The organism is Shewanella zhangzhouensis, assembly GCF_019457615.1.
In the GTDB taxonomy this organism is placed as follows: domain Bacteria; phylum Pseudomonadota; class Gammaproteobacteria; order Enterobacterales; family Shewanellaceae; genus Shewanella; species Shewanella zhangzhouensis.
On the sequence record NZ_CP080414.1, the window covers coordinates 3,628,285 to 3,648,477 of the forward strand.

The 20,193-nt window shown below is 54.7% G+C and carries 17 protein-coding genes; 10 read left to right on the forward strand and 7 right to left on the reverse strand.

What is annotated here, in order from left to right; translation table 11 throughout:
• The first annotated feature begins 2 nt into the window (after nt 1-2).
• Nucleotides 3-695 (forward strand): 4Fe-4S dicluster domain-containing protein, encoded by a 693-nt coding sequence (locus K0H63_RS15960; RefSeq protein WP_220065529.1) that lies wholly within the window; start codon nt 3-5, stop codon nt 693-695.
• On the forward strand, nt 692-1,633 hold the full coding sequence (gene nrfD, locus K0H63_RS15965; RefSeq protein WP_220065530.1) for a cytochrome c nitrite reductase subunit NrfD: 942 nt from the start codon (nt 692-694) through the stop codon (nt 1,631-1,633). The genes K0H63_RS15960 and nrfD overlap by 4 nt, the downstream gene beginning before the upstream one ends.
• A gap of 112 nt (nt 1,634-1,745) precedes the next feature.
• Here nrfD and K0H63_RS15970 read toward each other — a convergent pair whose 3' ends face one another.
• A complete protein-coding gene (locus K0H63_RS15970; protein ID WP_220065531.1) occupies nt 1,746-3,524 on the reverse strand; it encodes an ABC transporter transmembrane domain-containing protein in 1,779 nt (592 codons plus the stop codon).
• A gap of 183 nt (nt 3,525-3,707) precedes the next feature.
• Between K0H63_RS15970 and K0H63_RS15975 the strand changes: the two genes are divergently transcribed.
• Entirely contained in the window at nt 3,708-4,685 is a 978-nt protein-coding gene (locus tag K0H63_RS15975) for a phospholipase C/P1 nuclease family protein (RefSeq protein WP_220065532.1), read from the forward strand.
• Nucleotides 4,686-4,689: 4 nt separating this feature from the next.
• On the opposite strand, the gene K0H63_RS15980 is transcribed toward K0H63_RS15975, so the two are convergent.
• Together K0H63_RS15980 and K0H63_RS15985 are read right to left on the reverse strand one after the other, a co-directional pair.
• The gene (locus K0H63_RS15980; protein ID WP_220065533.1) at nt 4,690-6,171 is read right to left on the reverse strand and encodes an NAD(P)/FAD-dependent oxidoreductase; all 1,482 of its coding nucleotides are present in this window, start codon (nt 6,169-6,171) and stop codon (nt 4,690-4,692) included.
• Nucleotides 6,168-6,518, reverse strand: coding sequence for a winged helix-turn-helix domain-containing protein (locus K0H63_RS15985; protein WP_220065534.1), 351 nt, complete (start codon nt 6,516-6,518; stop codon nt 6,168-6,170). The genes K0H63_RS15980 and K0H63_RS15985 overlap by 4 nt, the downstream gene beginning before the upstream one ends.
• A gap of 174 nt (nt 6,519-6,692) precedes the next feature.
• Between K0H63_RS15985 and K0H63_RS15990 the strand changes: the two genes are divergently transcribed.
• The 7 genes from K0H63_RS15990 (at nt 6,693) to K0H63_RS16020 (ending at nt 15,373) form a co-directional block, all read left to right on the forward strand.
• Nucleotides 6,693-7,223, forward strand: a complete 531-nt coding sequence (locus K0H63_RS15990; RefSeq protein WP_220065535.1) for a PH domain-containing protein — start codon at nt 6,693-6,695, stop codon at nt 7,221-7,223.
• Complete coding sequence (locus K0H63_RS15995; protein WP_220065536.1) at nt 7,220-8,698, forward strand: PH domain-containing protein; 1,479 nt, start codon at nt 7,220-7,222, stop codon at nt 8,696-8,698. The genes K0H63_RS15990 and K0H63_RS15995 overlap by 4 nt, the downstream gene beginning before the upstream one ends.
• Before the next feature lie 11 nt (nt 8,699-8,709).
• The gene (locus K0H63_RS16000; protein ID WP_220065537.1) at nt 8,710-9,252 is read left to right on the forward strand and encodes a DUF924 family protein; all 543 of its coding nucleotides are present in this window, start codon (nt 8,710-8,712) and stop codon (nt 9,250-9,252) included.
• 122 nt (nt 9,253-9,374) lie between these two features.
• A complete protein-coding gene (locus tag K0H63_RS16005) occupies nt 9,375-10,175 on the forward strand; it encodes a substrate-binding periplasmic protein (RefSeq protein ID WP_220065538.1) in 801 nt (266 codons plus the stop codon).
• A gap of 127 nt (nt 10,176-10,302) precedes the next feature.
• Nucleotides 10,303-11,196, forward strand: a complete 894-nt coding sequence (locus tag K0H63_RS16010; protein ID WP_220065539.1) for a DMT family transporter — start codon at nt 10,303-10,305, stop codon at nt 11,194-11,196.
• A gap of 46 nt (nt 11,197-11,242) precedes the next feature.
• Nucleotides 11,243-13,870, forward strand: a complete 2,628-nt coding sequence (gene pepN / locus K0H63_RS16015; protein WP_220065540.1) for an aminopeptidase N — start codon at nt 11,243-11,245, stop codon at nt 13,868-13,870.
• Nucleotides 13,871-14,098: 228 nt separating this feature from the next.
• Nucleotides 14,099-15,373, forward strand: a complete 1,275-nt coding sequence (locus K0H63_RS16020; RefSeq protein WP_220065541.1) for a glycerophosphodiester phosphodiesterase family protein — start codon at nt 14,099-14,101, stop codon at nt 15,371-15,373.
• A gap of 341 nt (nt 15,374-15,714) precedes the next feature.
• Here the strand turns inward: K0H63_RS16020 and K0H63_RS16025 are convergent, their stop codons facing one another.
• The 4 genes from K0H63_RS16025 to K0H63_RS16040 all read right to left on the reverse strand — a co-directional run bounded on the left by K0H63_RS16025 (nt 15,715) and on the right by K0H63_RS16040 (nt 19,611).
• Nucleotides 15,715-17,070, reverse strand: coding sequence for a serine hydrolase domain-containing protein (locus K0H63_RS16025; RefSeq protein ID WP_220065542.1), 1,356 nt, complete (start codon nt 17,068-17,070; stop codon nt 15,715-15,717).
• Between the two features lie 84 nt (nt 17,071-17,154).
• On the reverse strand, nt 17,155-17,817 hold the full coding sequence (locus K0H63_RS16030; RefSeq protein ID WP_220065543.1) for a DUF4431 domain-containing protein: 663 nt from the start codon (nt 17,815-17,817) through the stop codon (nt 17,155-17,157).
• A gap of 90 nt (nt 17,818-17,907) precedes the next feature.
• A complete protein-coding gene (locus K0H63_RS16035) occupies nt 17,908-18,576 on the reverse strand; it encodes a hypothetical protein (RefSeq protein WP_220065544.1) in 669 nt (222 codons plus the stop codon).
• 219 nt (nt 18,577-18,795) lie between these two features.
• On the reverse strand, nt 18,796-19,611 hold the full coding sequence (locus K0H63_RS16040; protein ID WP_220065545.1) for a hypothetical protein: 816 nt from the start codon (nt 19,609-19,611) through the stop codon (nt 18,796-18,798).
• Between the last annotated feature and the right edge of the window lie 582 nt (nt 19,612-20,193).

Sequence of the window (20,193 nt, forward strand, 5' to 3'; positions counted from 1 at the left end):
TCATGCAAGTTTCCAAACGCCAGTTTCTCAAGGGGGTTGGGGCGCTGTTGACCGGTGTCTCTGTGTATGGTGCCACCCGCACGCTCCAGGCCGATTCCCTGCTGCAACCCGAGCCGGAAAGCGAGACCAAATACGCCATGGTGCATGATGAAAATGCCTGCATCGGCTGTAATGCCTGTGTCCAGGCTTGCCGTGAGGCCAATCAGATCCCCGAGGGTGTCACCCGGGTGAAGATAGAGCGCAAGGGCCCCTTCGGTGAGTATCCGAACCAGAGCTACCGCTTCAGCCGTGTCTCCTGTCAGCATTGCGAAGCCGCGCCCTGTGTGCGGGTCTGCCCCACAGGCGCCGCCTATATCGACAAAGAGACCGGCATAGTCGCGGTCAACGGCGACCGCTGCGTGGGTTGCCAGTATTGCATTGCCGCCTGCCCCTATCAGGTCAGGTATATCCACCCCGAGACCCGCACCGCCGATAAGTGCGATTTCTGTCAGAAGACTCGCCTGGCCCAGGGGCTGCAACCTGCCTGTGTCGAGGCCTGCCCCACCAAGGCACTGACCTTTGGCAATCTCAAGGATCCCGAGTCGGAGCTGGTTAAGTTGCTTAAAGCCAAGCCCAGTTACCGCGCCAAGGTGGACCTGGGTACCCGGCCTAAGCTGTTCCATATTCAAACCATAGATGGGGAGATAATGCTATGAGTGCTTTTCATTTCGAAGGCCTGGTATGGCATTGGCCTATCGCCATATACCTTTTCCTGGCGGGTCTGTCTGCCGGGGCGGTATTTTTCGCCATCATGCTGAAACACTTTAAGTTATTCCATGAAGCCTGGCATTCGCCCTTCGTGCAGGCGGCGGCCATAATCGCCCCTATCGCGGTGTTTGGTGGCCTGGGGATCCTGGTATTCGACCTCACCCGGCCACTGGATTTCTGGAAGATCCTGGTGTTCTACAACACCAGCTCAGTGATGTCCATGGGGGTGCTGGTTCTCATGGCCTACCAGGTGGTGCTCTTTGCCTGGATAGCCTGTGTCTTCCATGTGCGCATCGGTCAGTTGCTGGGCAATCGCCTGGCCATCGTCCGTCGGCTGCTCAATTGGCTGGTTCTGCAGGAAGCCGCTATCACCGGCATTCTGGTGATCCTCGCCATTTCCCTTGGGGCCTATACCGGCTTCCTGCTGTCGGCGCTGATAGGCTTCCCGCTGCTCAATAACCCTGTGCTGCCATTGCTGTTCCTGATCTCCGGGTTGTCCTCCGGCGCCGCCGCGACCTTGCTGGGTGGTGTGCTGCTCAGGGGTAATCCCAATGGTGTGGAAGTGCGTTTTATCCACGGCATCGAAATTCCCCTCATCCTGGTGGAGATTGGTTTGCTGTTTACCTTCTTCGCCGGATTGATCCTCTCCGGCGGTCAAAGCCAGGTTGCCGCGCTCAACGCACTGGGGTTTGGCTTCTGGGGTTGGATATTCTGGGCCGGCGTTATCGGCATAGGTCTCACCCTGCCATTGGCCTTCAACCTGTGGATGAAGGTCTCGGCGGATCGCAAATTCGCCTATGTGGCGGTGACCGCCAGTTTCAGCCTGTTAGGGGTGTTCTTGCTGCGCAACTTTATCCTCTATACCGGCCAGATGACGGGGACCTGACCCTCGCAGACCTCCATCCTGGAACGAGCTTCCATTGCGTGGGGTCCCCTTGAGTTAAACCGCCGTCATCAAACAAAAAGGGAGCTCAGGCTCCCTTTTTATTTATTTGGCATCACGCTTCCGTTAGCAGCTGCAAACTGGCGAATTCCCGGTATTGCTGGCTGGACTCCAGCAGCTCTGTATGGCTGCCTTCGGCGATGATTTTTCCCTTGTCCATCACCAGGATCCGGTCGGCATTGATAACCGTTGCCAGACGATGGGCAATGATAAGGCTGGTGCGGCCACAGATGAGAGTATCCAGCGCTTCTTTCACATAGCGCTCGCTCACCGCATCCAGGGCACTGGTGGCTTCGTCGAGCAAGAGCACGGGGCGGCTGGCGAGTATGGCCCGGGCAATGGCGATGCGCTGTTTTTGGCCGCCGGAGAGTTTAACGCCGCGCTCGCCAAGGTAGCTGTGGTAGCCCTCGGGCATGGCCTCGATAAAGTCGTGGGCGCGGGCAGCCACACAGGCCGCCTTCACTTCATCGAAGCTGGCATCCACCTTGCCATAGCGGACGTTTTCCAGCACAGAATCGGCAAAAATCACCGACTCCTGTGGCACCAGGGCAAAGGCACGCCTGAGCGCTTGCAGGTCGGTATTGGCGATATCCGTGCCGTCCAAATAGATAGCGCCGCTATCCGGCGCATAAAAACGGCCCAGAAGCTGAAACAGGGTACTCTTACCGGCGCCACTTTCCCCCACCAGAGCCACCTTCTCGCCGGGGTGAATGTGCACAGAAATATTATCCAGTGCTTTTACGTCAGTGCCGGGGTAACTGAAGCTGAGACCCTCGATGCGGATATCGCCGCTGAGTTTGCTGGGCAGCGCCATCGGTTCCTGGGCCTTGGGCACCTCACTCACGGCTTCGCTCAGCTCTTTTAAGCGTTCGGCGGCGCCGCTGGCGCGCTGCACATCGCCTATCACTTCGCTGATGGTAGCCGTAGCGCCGGCCACCAGCAGGGCATAGAACAAAAAGGCCGAGAGTTCACCGGCACTGATGGCGCCGTTCATCACATCCCGCGCGCCCACCCATATCATCAGGGCGATGGCGGCTATGGTTAAAAACATCACCCCGGCAATGAGAAGCGCCCGAAACTGAATACGGCGCCCGGCGCTGCCCAGCACCCTGGTGAGCAGGCCACCGAACTTATGTCGGTCGACCTGCTCGTGGGTGTAAGATTGCACCGTATGGATTTCGTGCAGGCTCTCATCTATGTAAGCACCAAGGTCGGCCACCTTGTCCTGGCTATCGCGGGAAAGAGCACGCACCTTGCGGCCAAAAATCAGAATGGGCACCAACACCGCCGGCACGGCCACCAGCACCAGTGCCGTGAGTTTGACGCTGGTGATGGCCATCATGGCGATGCCACCAAGCACAGACACAAAAGAGCGCAGCGCCATGGAAAAACTCGAACCAATCACGGTTTGCAGCAGGGTGGAGTCGGCGGTAAAGCGGGAGATGACTTCACCGGTCCGCAGCCTGGCATAAAAGGCCGGTGGCAGGGTCAGGAGGTTGTCGTACACCCGGGCGCGAATATCGTTGCTCACCCGCTCCCCAAGCCAGCTCATTAAATAAAAACGGCAAAACACGGCGCTGGAGCTGATGGCGGCTATACCCACCAGCAGCCACACCAACTGATTGAGGCGGGCCGCGTTTCCGGCCACAAAGCCTTCATCCACAATCAGCTTTACCCCCTGACCCAGCGCGAGCCAGGCGAGCGAGCCAATCAACAAACAGATGAGCGCTGTGATTACCCTGAGTTTATAGGGGCGTAAAAAACTGCCCAACCAGCCGACGACATTGCCCTGCGAGGCAGTTGTTGCATGGTTGGTTGCCAAGGTGTCCGGCACGAGAGGCTCCCGGGAAGATAAGAAAAGGCTTGGCTGTGAATATGTGGGCGCGGCGGATAAAAAACAACCTCAGGCTTTATTCATCGCGCAGAACCCAAGAAGCCGCGGAAGCATTGATACCGGGATTTGGTTTTGTCTGCCCAAGGTGTTAGATTCGGCAAAACTGCGGGCAAGGATGTCGATGTGATTAAATATCTGTTTGCTTTACTTATGCTTTTGGCTTTTGACGCCAAGGGCTATCACCCCAAAGAGGCCCACGAGCCCCTCACCACTCGCGCCCTGGACGCCATGGCTCAATGCGGCGTTCATCTGACTGAGTCGACCCGCCTACAGCTGATGCAGGGCAACCTTGCCATGGATGAAGGCGCCGGCAAGCTGCCAACGGAGCTGATGAACACCTCCTTTGCCAAGGCCGTGTTCCCCATGACCAAGCGAATTCATAACTGGCATTTTTATCATCCCGATAAAACCGCTGACGCCCAGCGGCTGGCGGGTAAAACCGATATGTCCATGGCGCGCCTGTGGCAGGCCGCACTTACAGGGCTTGAGCAGGCACCCGCCGAGCACAGAGCTTATTACCTTGGTGCACTTATTCACCTGGTCCAGGATGTCACTGTACCTGCCCATGCGGTGCCCGTGTATCACGGCCCCAAAATCATCGCCTGGCAGCGGGAATTTGCGCCATTGGTGGACTACCTGGGTTTCGGATTTCGCGGGATTTTTGTTATCCATGACCCGGTGGACGACTGGCCGGCGAGCCCAAGTGGCGCTGACGAGCGTCTTCAAGCCATTCCCTGCCCCACTCCCGCCGAGGCTTTCGACGACCACTCAGCAAACTTTGACGCATTAAGAGCAGGAGTGGCCAGACAAACCCTGGCCGCGCTGGATAACCCTATTCCGGGGTGCGCCGCCCCTTGGCGACTCTTTTGGAGTGAAGACCTGGGCCACAGATACTTTGCCGGCTACAAGCAGGGCATCAAGCCCTTTGGCAGGACCAAAACCCTCAGTGGTGACGGCATCAGTATGGATGGCAGGCCATGTGAACCTGATTATCAGGGCTTTGTCGAAGCAAGGCACAGGGCAGCAATAGAGGCCACCATGGCGGCGCTGCAGCTGGGCCAGCTGGGATTAGCCAAACCCGCATCCGCCGGAGCTGAATAGTCAACTAACTCATCAAGGTTTCGAGGGCGTCTGCAAGCCGACTGATGGCAGGCGTGTAAACTGGTTGAGGCAGGCGGCAGAGCAGGCGCTCTTCGAGCCGGTAAAGCAATCCGCTGGCGCTGTATCCAAGCCAGGGAAAGGGCTCAGACTCCCAGCGGCGCAGATGCTCACTCACGGCGCCCCGGTATGCCCATGGCATACCAGCCAGCTCACCATCGGGCCGGGCAATCAGCTCGGCCAGGGTTTCCCCAAAGAGCATACTGGCGCCCACGCCTTCGCCGCCATAACCGCCCACAAAGGCAAGCCCCGCAGCTTCATCGAAGAGTGCATGGGGGCGAAACGCCCGCGAGAGTGACAAACAGCCGCCCCAGCCATGGGTGATTTGAGTCCCCTCAAGGGCGGGGAAAAACGCCTGCAACAGTTGACTTCTCAGGTCAAAGATATCGCCTCTTGGCGCTTCGCCCAGTGTACGGGGCGCAAAACCAAATCGGGTTTTCACCGCGCCGCCAAAGCCATAGCCACCACGGGCACCAAACACCAAACGATTATCCGCGCTGCGCTGGCCATAAGTGATAAGCCGTGAGGCATCGGCAAAGGTCTCGCGGTTTTCAAGGCCGATATTGGCCCATTGCTGCTCGCTCAATGGCTCGGTGGCACAGAGCACACTGAATACCGGCAAGCTGGTTCTGTTATCAAGTCCCAGAAGCCGCTGGTAACCTTCGAGCGCGGCCACCACCACAGCGGCTCTGACCGAGCCCTTCGGGGTGTGCACCTTATTGCCAGGCGCTTTCTGGCCGCGTTCTGATAGGGTAATCCTGCTATTTTCAGTGAGATGCACAGGGCTTTTCTCATAGATGATCACCCCCGCCCGCTCTGCGGCGCGGGCAAGGCCACGGGCCAGTTTTAATGGATGCACCCGGGCACAGTGAGGGGTGTAGAGCGCAGCTTGTGTCCCCGGCAGATTAAGGGCTTGGCCCGCCTCTGTGGCCGACAACAGGCGATAGTCCGCTTCATCAAAACCGGCTTCACGAAAGTGCGCCAGCTCGGCTTGTAAACGCTTGAGCTGCTCAGGGTAGCGCGACGCCTGATACAGGTTACCGCCATGGTGGAAGTCGCATTGAATACCCAGCTCACTGAAGGTATCGGCCGCCCGGACAACCGTGCCTGTAATGACCTGTTTGGCCCTTCGTCGAGGCTCGCCATCCAGCTGCGCCAGATAGCCCAAATCGCCACCAAAGCTGCCCATCAGCCAACCGCCATTGCGCCCGGACGCCCCTTCCCCGGCCATGGCTGCCTCGAGCACAACCACCTTGAGAGCAGGCTGTTTCTGTTTTAGGAACAGTGCCGTCCACAGGCCCGAGTATCCGGCGCCCAAAATGCAAACATCCGCCTCTATATCATTTTCCAGCGAAGCTCGGGGCTCCATGGGCTCCCCAAGGGTCTGATACCACAGGCTCTCATCGAGCCCGCCCACGGAGGAAATCATGTTCCGTTCCCGGCAGTGGCCTGCCCGTCGGTATCCTCCACGCCAAGCAGGCTCTTCACCTGCTCCACATGGGTGTCCATCCAGGCGCTGCTGATGGGCCCCCAGGTGCGAATACGGTAATAACCGGCGTTATGGCGCTCGCCGTCCTGAACAAACTCCACCTCAATACCTATGTCGGCAAAACTAGCGATGGCATCCTGCAAGGTGCGCCTCGGCATGCCGGTAAGCTTGCCCAGCGACAACAGATTATGGCGCGCATCGTCCATCAGATGGGCCAGATACAATTTACGCAAAAAGGCCTTGTGCTGTTTGCTGACCTGATTGCCTGGAGCATAGTCCTGGGTCATCACCATGATTCCTGTAGGGAGATTGAATCCAAATTACTTGAAATTCAGTCGCTAACCAAGAGCCAAGCGTGTTCTGATACGGCTTTGCAAGCAAATATTTCCACTGGCTGGATCCACGCAAGATTTCACTGCTATATTGGCCGTGAATACAAAAATGTCACAAGGATGACACAAATGCAGGCGCAAGACGCTGAATTACAAGGACTCTTGTTACCCAAGGACCGCTGGACTCCCTTCGAAGCTCCCGTGCTCATCCCGGCGGATCCCCGCTATGCCACCCTGGTGATGGTCACCACGGCCCTGACGTTTTTGGTGATATTCCTGCCGATTTCCCTGCTGCTTATCTTCGCTGGCGTACCCGACATGATAGTACTGGCAATCAGCAGCGCTGGCGTCTTGCTGGCGGCCCTCGGCCTGTGGCTGGGCAATCGCTGGGCCAATGCCCTGGGCTACGGCGTTGGTGAGCTGGACCTGCTAAGCCAAACCGGAGTGTGGTGGCAAAAGCGCACCGCCATGCCCTACAGCCGTATCCAGCATGTCACCCTGTCGCAGGGGCCCATGGAGCGGCGCTACGGCCTCGCCTGCATCAAGTGTTTCAGCGCCGGCAGCGGCAGCGCTGAAATTGAAATTCGTGGCCTGCCCATAGACGATGCGGAGGCGCTGCGGGGTCATCTGCTCGCCCGTGCAGGAGTAACTGAACTGTGAGTGCCACTGCCGAGAACTGGCAAAGCCTGTCACCCTGGTCTGTGGTCAGTTTTACCCTGGGCACGGCCCGTCAGGTACTGACCCAGGGCTATGCCCTCATCCCCATCGTCTTTACCGGCTGGAAACAGGGATTCGACTCACCTCTGGTCATTTCCGTGGCCTTACTGGTGCTGCTGGGCATTCTCACCTTCGCCCTGGTGCAATATGCCACCTACAGGTTTCGCCCCGGCAGTCACAAGCTGGAAGTGCGCCGGGGGCTGTTTTTCAAACGCAAAGATGAGTTACCGCTGGATAAAATTCAGAACGTGCGGCTCGACCAACCCTTTTACTTTAAACCCCTGTTGCTCTGCACCCTGGTGGTCGAGACCGCAGGCTCCCGAAAGGATGAGGTGCAAATTGCCGCCATGCCCATGAGCGATGCCATGGCACTCAAGTCGCATTTGCTGCAAAAGCCTGCCGAAGCTGTTACCCATCAGGAGGAACAAACGGATTCACTGCTGCTGGAGAGAGGCGGCAAACCGCTGTTTTTATTCGGGCTTTACCACAATAATTTTGTCTGGTTTATGGTGTTTGCCGGCTCCATCATGGGGCAGCTGCCGGTGGAGAGCTGGTTCGAGTCTCTGGGCCTCAACACCTTTTTGCGTATCGAATCCCAGGGGCCGCTGTGGGGCACCTTAAGTGTGATAGCCCTGATTTTGCTGGGATACCTCTGTTTTGCGCTCATCTCGGTGATGTTTGCCTTTTTGAAATACTATCCCTATCGGCTCAAGCTTGGCGCCGAATCCACTCTGGAGCGCACCGGCGGCATATTGGCCCACCAGCAGGATGCGCTGGCGATGAAACGCATCCAACTGGTGGAATTCAATCAGCCCCCTATTGCACGGCTGCTGAAGCGCTGGACCGTGTTTTTCCGCCAGGTGCAGGGCCACGAAGTCGAACAACACCTCAAACTGCCGCTGCTTATTCCCTCTGTGACTCCCGATGAGTTCCCGCCCCTGTTTGCCCAGCTCAAGGCGCTGCCCGGCAAAGACAGCCTGCCGCCATCGGTGCATGAACTGCGGCCCATCCACAGTGGCTGGCTGAAACGCAGACTCGCATTTTTCTGGCTACCGGCGCTGCTGACGATGCTGATTTCCCGGGAGCTGGTTGTCATGGAGTTCGCTCTTACCGTGGCCATACTGGGCTCGATCGGACTTTGGCTCAGGTTCAAACACTGGGGCTACAGGCACGACGATACCCTGGTGTGGCAGCGAACCGGGCTGCTTGGCCAAAGTCTCAAAAGAGTGCCCCTGTACAAGGTGCAGCACGTGAGCCTGCTGCAATCGCCCGGGCAACGTAAAAAAGGCCTGGCGACCCTGGAGCTGGGGCTTGCCAGCGGTAAGATTTACCTGCCGTGGATCCCCTACAGTGAAGCCAGAACCATAGCACTGGCCGCACTGACACAGCTGGACAAGCACAGAGGTAACTGGATTTAACGGGAGCGCGAATGATGCATTGGCAGCAGATCACCGATTTTTGGTTCAGCGAAATCAGCCCCAAACAATGGTGGCAAAAGGATGCTGACTTTGACCGCCTCATAGGGCAACGATTTGCAGAAGTACTTGTTGCTGCCAAACGGGGAGAGCTGTTTGGCTGGCGGCAACACCCGATGGGGCGCCTGGCGGAGATTATCGTTCTCGATCAGTTTTCCCGAAACCTCTATCGCGATACCCCGGCCGCATTCGACGCCGACCCCATGGCATTGGTGCTGGCACAGGAGGCCGTTGCTCTGGGTGTGGATAGCGAGCTGCCGGATAAGATGGTGCCCTTTTTGTACATGCCTTATATGCACAGCGAGTCGGCCCTTATCCACGAAGAGGCCGTGAAACTCTTCTCCCGCGAGGCCGCCCGGGGCAACCTGGAGTTTGAAATTCGCCACAAGGCCATCATTGACCGCTTTGGCCGCTATCCCCACAGAAACGCTATTTTGAGGCGGGAATCCAGCGCAGAAGAACTGGCTTTTTTACAAGAGCCCGGTTCTTCATTCTAAAAATTATTCCAACCGCTATTGCGCAGGGAGTGAACTAGACTCAATACTGACTCGACAACCCAAGACGGCCCGCCGACAGAGCGACTAAAAATAATGCCGTCCCCCTGAGAACTTAGTTAACAATGAAAAACAAAAGCAGCCTTTTCAAAACCTTGTTCCTGGCAAGCCTGGGAGCGACGACACAGGTTTCTGCCGAAACCGTGAACGTGGGCGTGAGCTTTGCGATACCGCCCTACGTGATACAACAGGAAAACGGCGGTCTGGAGCTGGATATCCTGCGTCAGGCACTGGCCCGTCGGGGGCATTATGCGGTGATACACTATATGCCGCTGTCCCGCACCTTTCGCGAGCTCAAAGACGGCAAGCTCGACGGCATCATCAACACCAAAGAACATATGCTCGACGGCGTGTTCTACAGCGATGAAGTCATTCGCTTCCATAACTGCGTTATCAGCCTCGAGTCCCGCAATCTGGAGATTAACTCCATTAACGATCTCAAAGACTTGAGCGTCGTTGCCTTTCAGCAGGCTGCGCGGATTTTGGGAACTGAATTTGGCCTGACGGTGGCCAAATCGCCTTCCTACAGCGAAATCGCGGCCCAGCGCCATCAAATCCATCTGCTGTTCAAGGGTCGAACCGACGTGATAGTCATGGAAAAGAACATCTTTGCCTACTATCGCAAAAAAGAGCTGGAGGCCGGCTTTTTGGAAGCCAGGCTCGATGTGCGGGAGGCCTGCATTTTTGAGCCGACAGGCTACCGCTTTGCGTTTCGTTCAGCGCGCATTCGGGACGACTTCAATGAGGGGCTAAGCTCAATGCGGGAAGACGGCACCCTCGCTGCCATTTTGCAAAAGTACAGCGCCTTGATGACGATGGAACCCTCGATAGAAGAGCTGCAGCAAGCACAGCCGGAACACCCCTGACATCAGGGCGTCAGCCGTCTCTTAGACTAAAATCCAGCACATTTCCCGGGGCACACATCTTGTGGCGCCCCGGGGGAATGGCTATCTTGTCTGCCCCTGTCCTGCATCCGTTGTCGGAGCCCGTAAGATGCAAAGCGGTTTTTACTTGTTGGCAGCCCTGTCGGCCATTCTCATGGGTACCATTGGCATCATTGCCCGGTTTGGCGAGCTGGATGCGGCCATGCTCACCTTTTACCGGCTCGGGCTTGGCGCCCTCATTCTGATGCTGTTTTTACTGTTTCGTCGTGAAACCGCCAGGCTCTGGGTAAAGCCCCATTGGGGCACAGTCGCAGGTGGGGTGCTGCTGGCAACCTTTATTCTGTGCTTTCTCAAAGCCATAGAAACCATTCCCATGTCCCTCGCCATCATGCTGGTATACCTTGCCCCTGCGGTGGCGGCCATTGGCGCGCATTTCCTGTTTTCGGAGCGCTTGGGCGCTGCGGCTTTTAGCCTGATTCTGCTGGCCTTTTTTGGCTTTGCCATGCTGCAGGAATTCAAGTTGGATATGGCTGGCGCCGAGGCCATCGGCATGAGCTACGCCCTGGGCTGTTTGCTGGCCTACACCGCCTTTATCCTTATCAATAAAAAAATTCCGCCCGCCAGCGACCCCTACGCCAAAACCTGGGTGCAACTGGCGGTGGGCGCCCTGGTGACCCTGCCCATGGTGTGGGGCGACCCTTTGCCCAACGCCAGTGAATGGTTCTGGTTGATGATTGCCGCGGTCTTTCCCGGCTTTTTAGCCATTCTCTTTGCGGTAAAAGCCATTACCGCACTGCCCGCCAAGATGTTCGGTACCCTGGCCTACCTCGAGCCCCTGATGGTGGTATTAACCGGTTATCTGCTGTTTAACGAGCCCATGTCAGCCCTCAAATGGGGAGGCTGTGCCCTTATCCTGCTGTCAGGCATCGCCCAGGTGCAACTGGCAAATGCCGCCAACGCCCGCGCTCAGGCTGGCAATGGCAGTCCCCTTAAGGTAAGTTAAGCGCCTAAAAATAAGCCGCATTGCGGTAACTTGAAGGAAGTCTCACGTGAAGTTCTTAAGCCAAGCCTGGGTGGCCGTTGCCGCTGTCACCCTGGTGTCCTGCGCCTCCACCGACAAAACCCATCCACTGGAGCGGGATACAACGCCGTATATCAGCGCCGAACAGGCAGCAAATCGCAGCCAACGTGTCAGTAACGTGCATTATGAGCTGGACTTCAAACTCAATGGCAGTGCCGAATTCAGTGCCACCAGTAAAGTGCGTTTTCAGCTCAGCGATACCCTGTCACCGCTGACACTGGATTTGAACAAGGCCCGCATTACCGAGCTGTTGATTAACGGCGCCAAGGTATACCCCAACTACAATGGCAGCTACCTGACCTTAAACCCCAGGCTGCTGGTGAGCGGCGAAAACCAGCTGCAGGTAAGCTTTGTCCGCCCCCACAGCACCAATGGCGAAGGCCTGCACCGCTTTGAAGACCCGGTCGATGGCCGTGTCTATCTTTACTCCCATTTTGAACCCGCCGCCGCCCAGCAAATGTTTGCGGTGTTCGACCAGCCGGATCTCAAGGCCAGCTACAAGGTGAAGGTAACTGCCCCCGCCGACTGGCAGGTAGTGACCACCACGCGGGAGAGCAGGATCAATGTTGAAGGCAATATGCGGGTGTGGGACTTCCCCGAAACCCCGCTGCTGAGCCCCTATAACTTCTCGCTCCATGCCGGCCCCTATCAGGTATGGGAGAGCGGCGAAGCGCGCTACCCCATGCGCCTCTTCGCCCGCCAGTCCATTGCCGACAAGGTCACACCGCAAGATTGGTTCCGCTACACAGCCCTGGGCCTCGAGTACTTTGAGCAATATTTTGGCATTCCCTATCCCTTTAAAAAGTACGATCAGCTGCTGGTGCCCGACTTCCTCTACGGCGCCATGGAAAACGCCGCCGCCATTACCTTCTCCGAGTCGGCTTTTGTCTCCAGTGGTGAGATGAGCCTAGCCCAGAAACAGTCGCTGGCGGGAGTCATCATGCACGAGATGGCTCATCAGTGGTTTGGCGATCTGGTCACCATGAAGTGGTGGAACGGCCTGTGGCTGAACGAGAGTTTTGCCTCCCTGATGGGCACCATGGCGCTGGCGAAAATCCCTGAGTTTTCCCATGCCTGGCAAAGCTTTTATGCCGGAGGCAAACAGCGGGCCTACACCCTCGACAGCCTGGTAACCACCCACCCCATCGAGGTGCCCGTGCCCACATCGGGCAATGCCTTCGACAATATCGATGCCATCACCTACCAAAAAGGGGCCGCCAGCCTGCGTCAGCTGAGCATACTGCTGAGCGAAGAGCCTTTCAGGCGCGGCGTATCCGCTTACCTCAAGCAGTACAGCTACCGCAACGCCACCCTGGATGACTTTATCGGCAGCCTGGCACAGGCCGCTGGCCGGGATTTAACCCAGTGGACCCGGGATTGGTTCTACCAACCCGGGGTAAACAGCATCGAAGCCGAGTTCAGCTGTGACGGCGAGCAAATCAGCCACTTCGCCCTGCGCCAGAGAGCACCGGCCGAATACCCGGTACTGAGGGAGCAAAAGGTGCAGGTGGCACTGTTTGATGCCGACCGCCACGGGCTGCACCGCGACCGGGTGGTAGAAGTTATCTTCAAGGGAGAGCGCACCGAGGTGCCCGCCCTTATCGGTCGCCAGTGCCCCAAACTGGTGTACCCCAACTATCAGGACTGGGGCTACGTGAAGGTAAACCTGGATCCCCGCTCCTTTGAGACCGCCCGCAGCCAGCTGTCCCGCACCGAAGACCCCCTGCTCAGGGCCATGCTGTGGCAAAGCCTGTGGGACAGCGTGACCGATGGCAAACTGCCGCTGCAGGACTTTTTGGCAACGGCACTGGTCAACGCCCCCATGGAAAAGGATCTGCAGCTGAGCGCCCAGATCATCGACAAGCTACAAGCCAGCGCCTTCTACCTGCAAAGCGCCAACAAAGGCAGGGGCAGCTTTGCCGACAAGGGCCTGCGCGCCCTGTCGCAAATGAGCCTGCGCCGCGCCATGGAAAGCCGGGGCGACAAAGAGCTGCAGGGCCGTTGGTTTGATGCCTATATCAGCCTGGCCTACGGCGGCGAAGCCATTGATCATTTGAATGATTTGCTCGATGGTGCCAGCAAGGTGCAGGGGCTGGAAATAGATCAGGACAGACGCTGGGACATCATAGCCCGCTTGAATCGCCTCGATGCCCTCGGCGCCGAGCGCCGGGTGCGTGAGGAGCAGATCCGGGATAACAGCGACAGCGGCCAGAAATCCGCTATTCGCGCCCGGGTACAACGCCCCGATGGCAGCATCAAGCGCCAGTGGCTGAGTAAAATCGCCGCCGGCAGCGAGCCCTTCCCCAAGCTGAGGGTAGCCATGGGGAACCTGTACCAGCCTGAGCAGCGCCTGCTTGCCAATGCCAGCAGCGACGAGCGCCTCGCCATGCTGCCGGACCTGGACGCCAAGGGACCCGTGTTTGCCCGCTCGGCCGCCGCCCTCATCCCCGGCGATTGCAGCCAGCAGGGGGTGGATGCCCTGAGCCGTTACATCGACAGCAAGCCTGCCCTCTCCAGCGGTATGCACAGGGCGCTGTTGGAAGCACGGCAGTTGCAGCAGCGCTGCGTGAAGGTGCTCTCGGCGCTGCCCAACTAAGGCGTTCAACTCAAGCGTTCAACTGAAGCGCCTTACTGAAGCGAATAAGTTAAAGAGGCTGACGACAGCAGTCGCCACCATTCGGATACAAAAAGCCTTCCCATTGCGAAGGCTTTTTCTTTTGCTGCCCTGTCATTTGCATGTCATGGTTCGTTAACGGGGCTGTCTTGGGCATGTCACAGAGCGAGGTTAGGTTTACACCAATTTTTCTACTTTGGAATCAATACGATGCTCCGTAAAGCCTACCCTTTGCTCTGCCTGTTGCCTCTGCTGGCACTGAGTGCCTGCAATGATAACGACAGCCCACAAACCGAAACTGAAGTCACCCCACCTGCCGCCACCAGGGTACCCGCTCAGGTGGGCGTACGCCCGGCGTACCTGATTTCACAAATGGCCGAAGGTGAGCTCAAATCGGCGCTGGCTCAGTGCAAAGACATGCCGTTTTACCGCAGCGACTTTTCCATCGGCCACCGGGGCGCCGCCATGCAGTTCCCAGAACACACCCGCGAGTCATATCAGGCCGCCATCGATTCGGGCGCCGGGGTACTGGAGTGTGACGTGACCTTCACCGCCGACAAGGCGCTGGTTTGCCGCCACTCCCAGTGCGATCTGCACACCACCACCAATATTCTCGCCATCCCCGAACTTGCCGCCAAATGCAGCGAGCCATTCAGCCCCTTTGATGCCGCCACCGGCACCCCTGCCTCGGCCAAGTGCTGTACCAGCGACATCAGCCTCGAAGAGTTTATGAGCCTCAAGGGCAAGATGGACGGTGCCAACTCCAGGGCCACCACGGTGGAAGCCTATCTGGCCGGTACCCCGGGCTGGCGTACGGATCTTTATGCTGCCACCGGCACCCTGATGACCCACGCCCAATCCATTGAGATGTTCAAGGCCGCCGGCGTTAAAATGACCCCTGAGCTCAAGTCCCCCGCCGTCACCATGCCCTTCGATGGCATGAGTCAGCAGGAATACGCCGACAAACTGGTGGCCGAGTATCAGGCCGCCGGTGTAATGGCCGACCGGGTTTATCCCCAGTCCTTTAATCTGGACGATGTAAAACACTGGATTGCCACGGCGCCGGAGTTTGGCCAGCAGGCCGTGTATCTGGATGACAGGGACGAAACCCTGCCCGGCTTCGACCCGATGAACCCTGCCACCTGGCAGCCTGATATGGCCAGCCTCAAGGCCGATGGTGTGGAGGTAGTGGCGCCGCCTCTATGGATGCTGGTGACGCTGGATAACGACGGCAAGATAGTGCCATCCGAATATGCCAAGGCCGCCAAAGCCGCCGGGCTTAAGATAATCACCTGGACACTGGAGCGCTCTGGCCACCTCACCAACGGCGGCGGCTGGTACTATCAAAGCATTACCGATGCCACCACCAACGAAGGGGTCACCTACGAGCTGTTGGACGTACTCGCCAGGGACGTGGGCGTGATAGGGGTATTCTCCGACTGGCCAGCTACCGTCACCTACTACGCCAACTGCAAGGGGCTGTAATTGGCGATGCCAACGCCCTTCCGGAGATTGCAGATACAAAAAGGCCGTGTCTTAGACACGGCCATTTTCACTTTTAACTGCCTGTCAGCCATTGAACTGTTCATCTCACCGTGTTTTGCATTCGGCTGAATAACCTGCTCAATTTCACCCAACATCCCCTTCCGCCGAGATGGATTTCCAGACCATAAAAAGGTAACTGGTACACCTTGGTTAAACGCTACTCTTCTTCAGCAAACCGATTTTTGGATTCACGTTTCCAGTGGCCCCATACCACTCTTGCCTTCAAACATAAAAAGCCAATAAAATCAATATGAAGCCATAAAACATTGACAAGGAAAAAGTTAATGAACGACCTTCATTTTCACTTCTTCTTCGCCCTTTTCCCCTAACCTGGTCGACAGCCTGTCGCCATTGTCTGAAAGAGTAAAATAAACAGGTTCGGCGCCGACCTGGTCATACACAAAACGGCCATCGCCTTCGTATCGCAGCGCCTGGGTATAACCATCGGGAAACTGATTGGCGAGCTTGCCATCGAGGTTAACCAGGGTCACCCCGTAGGGATCGTCAGGGATGGCCTGATACAGACCCACATAGCGCGCCAGCTCTTCTGCCGCGACAGGCAGATCAGTCAGGGTTTGATTAAAGTAGCTTTTCAGCATCTGTTGATAGGTGTCATGAAAGTTATCATTTGAGCCATTGGATGCTAAAACCAGCGTCATCTTTTCCTGAGGGAAATAGGCCGCTATCGCGTTATATGCGTCAAAAGTCCCACCGTGCCCAAATCCCTGCTTGTCAAAAAACTCAATGGGTTTAATACCCAAACCAAAACCATTTTGGGTCTGCTTCATGGTATCAACCAATGGCAAAGGAATAATCTCACCGGAAAACAAGGCATGATAAAAAATCGCAACCTCGGTGGGTGTCGCCTTTATGGAACCCGCCCCCAGACCAACAGAGAGATGGGATGCAGGAAACATTAACCACTGGCCATTCTCAAAGGTGTACGAATGTTGAGTTTGATGGCTGTCGCGCACATGTACCGTTTGAGTCAGGTTTAACGGCGTTGTTATCTTTTCACTGAGTATCTCACCAAAGCTTTTTTGGTATACCTTTTCCAGGATGAGCGCCAGCAGGTAATAGTTGGAGTTGCTGTACTCCGCTTTGGTGCCTGGCTCAAAATCGCTGCCCAACGCCAGAATTCGATTGAGCATACTCTCACTGCTTTGATTTTCTGTCCGATAGTCAAAAAATCCTTTTCCTTTTTTGGTGTAGTTGCCAATGCCACTGCTGTGCTGAAGCAGATTTTTGATGCTGATTAGGTGTCCATTTTCAAGGGTCGGAAAAAATGCCTCGAGCGTTTGTTCCAGAGTCAGCTTTTGCTCATCAACCGCCTTTAGCACCAGGGCAGCTGTGTAGGTTTTTGACACTGAACCAATTAAGTAAGCTGATTGTGTGGTCGATTGTTCATTCTTGCTTATGTCATCGAAGCCCGAGCTATCTGAAAATATCACCTTACCTGACTGCATCAGCACAACACTGCCCATAAAGTCAGATTGCGAGCGAATATCATCAAATGCCCGGTGCAGCCTCTCCTGTCTGGACTGAATATCGTCAATTTGCGTGGTATCTGTGTCTTTTTTGCCACAAGACATCAACACAGCTGCACTGCACAGTACGGCAAGTAAAACTCTAGTCATCAGTCACGTCCTTGTTTTAATGCACAAGCTGAGGCTTTCACAGGGATAATACCAACCACTCCGTTTTTCAGTTGCTGGTTATTGTTAGGCATTTAGTTCTACAACCTCAAAACATGCATCGCCACGATGATGTCCTGTATGCGCTTGAAATAACTTACCCTTAACTTTTGCATTTTTAAGCACAATATTTCTGTGATCATCATAAAAACATGGACTAACTACTAATTGTAGCTTTTTGACATTATCGATTCTAAATGTATTACCATGCACGAAACCAGAAGCTAGTAATGATATTGGTTTGGGAAGCACCAACATCCAGTATGTCTCTAGAGAATCTTTTTCGAAGGATTTATAGTTGGGAGGACCAGGAAATGCCTCTCGCCAAACAAAACCTGTCAGCTCAATTTCCTGTCCCTCGTAAACCTCATCAACTTCATCTCCCATCTCCTTCTGAAGCCTCTGCGCCTCTAAAGCGAATGATTTCACTGCGTCATACCAACGCTCCCTATGCATCCTAAGTTCTGATTCTGAATACTTTGTCCCCTTGGGGTGTTTAGGATTGTAATGCCCTACGTCAGCATGACAATTGAAACAAAGCGGAATGCAATTATGCAAATCAGAACTTCCGCCTTTCGACTCTTCAACAATATGGTGAAGCTCTATTTTCGTTCCGCAAAAGCCATGACATATGCAACAGCTTCTGCCGCACAAAACTAAGACTTCGTCTTTTACTGATCGTGGCCACATATCTATTTTTTTCCTAACGCACCCAACCGGGGCCGAGCATAGCGAGATCCCGCGCACGCAGTGCGCATTTCTAATTGGACTTGTTATAAATCACTTTACAACCCTCATGTAGGGTGGCAATCGAATCTTTCCGACTTTCTCAACTTGCTCCCCAAGAAATTCACTTCTGGCACTATCAAGAATCTGCTCAAGCTTATCTAAGTAATATTCACATAATTCTTCGATGGGTTTGGATTTTAGCTCATCATCCTCAGGAACTGGCAGTTCAGTAAAGTGTTGCTGTACATCGGCCATGCTAGTTGGAATATCGACATAATAATTCTCTGTTGAACCATCAGGTAACTCTACAATCCAGCCACTACCACCAAGCTGGTCACCAATGAAGAAGCTAGAAGCTCCCGGTGGTGGCGGTCCCAACTTATCCATATCACCCTGATTGATATTGATTGTCGCCGATGTTGAAACGGGTAGCTTTCCTTGCTTCAAAATCTCATTGCGCAATGTGACGAAGTATTTCATTACAACGTCAGACTTCATTTGCTCCTGTATGGGGCCATACCATCGTTCAAAGGTATCAGAGCCAACAGGTGTCTTTAAATTTTGAATAACAAAAGTCACAGAGCGGCCAAATACAATAAGATTCCTTAATCCCGAGTACCGACGACGTCTACCGCATGCAGTGAGGTCGTCAAAACCAAACTTAGCTGTCTGAAAGGTATCTTCAGCTTTCTGAATAATTGCCTTAACCTCTGAATTCAATACAACTCTCCTTGTGATTTATAACGCCCATGTAACCGATAGTTTTTGAGGAGAAGTTTTGTGAAAAATAGAGCGGAATGCACAAAAGTGCGGAGCAAAAGCTGTCCGGTTGACATGTTTGTTAGGCTATTGAAGGACCCTACTAGGCCCAGTCCTCGCAGAGGACTGGGCCGACAGCACCTCGCACCCTCATAGATTGGGAGGGCGTAGGGAGTTGCTCTATTTGCAACGAAACGGTGGCTGGACTTGAGCATCAGGCTCTCTTTGTTTCGTATGCGGATTAGTTATTTCGAAGTTACCATTAAACCACTGCAGGCCGAGAGGAGCAATATCTCTATCTATCAATTGCCCTGAGATATACCTTTGCCCCTCAATAACAACCCCACAATGAGAGCCTCCAGTGTTAGGCTTGCGAATAACAGAGACGATTTGTGGAATTGGGCCAACAGTGTAATTTTTACTTTGACTAATAGTTTGATAAAAGGAATGAAAAACGTCACGACTGGTTGATTTGTTAGGATTTTCGATTATTTGGCGCTTTTTATATTGGATTTCAAATTCGTTTCTCCCACTACCAGCAACAACTATGGGGCCTGACACACCAGGAAAATTTAATTTCGTTTTAGTTGTTTTATTAAAATTAGAATCAATACGAAAGCATTCAAAGTCGCCAGCTGAACTCACTGTCGATTTTCCGCATATTACAACGGTAAAAGCTCCGGTTGACAGCTTAGCTGGGTATTGCTTGTAATTTCTTACAATAAGGCGGATGAATATATCTACTAAGTCTTCAAGACTCGTACCCTTGTATTCAGGTATCGCCTCAATCACTGCTATCGCTTGTGAGATGAGCATTTGACTGGAAAGTGAATCTCCACAATAACCTAATATTGCTGGAAATTGTCGTAGCGCAAAGGTTTTATTTGCATTATCAAAATAGTCCTGCTCGCCCCAAGAAACTCTACTATCGGTAGCTATATATACCGAAGCGGGGCTTCTAGAATCGATACCAGTCCAAGCTACAAGTAATGTCATGTATTTGAATGCCTAAAATTTGTATAGTGTGCTGGCTCGTTTATCACCTCAGACCAGTGAAAAACGTGCTGGTGAATGTTCAATGGACTTAATCACTTAGCTGATATCGTCCAGATAACTTACCAGTGCAAAGCGTGCCTGCACGGTTTCTCGCCTGTTATCTGCCCCGTCGATTTCGCAAGCACCTATTTTTAAATGGCAAACACTCATCACTGAGCAGCAAAGCGTACCTGATGGCAGACTGCGGCATACTCACAAGGGCAAAGCCCGGCTAACTGACAGGGGCAGCGAAGCGCCTTTCTACTGATGGAATAAACCCTAATTGGGGGATACAAGCGGTGAAGTGGATTCCAGGCAATGCCTTTGAGCATGGCTACCGCATGGGCTGGAGTGAGATACTGCGTCCCTGAGAAGTGTTTTTGATCCATCAAATCAGCATCTTGGCATAGGTTTATCAGCCGGGGCAAGCGCGTTAACTGAATTCGCCTTAAGCCACAAAAAAAAGCCGTGCCTGCTGATTAGCAGTAGCACGGCTTTTTACAAATCGCGAAAAAGCACAGAACTTAGTTCGCGGGCTTAAGT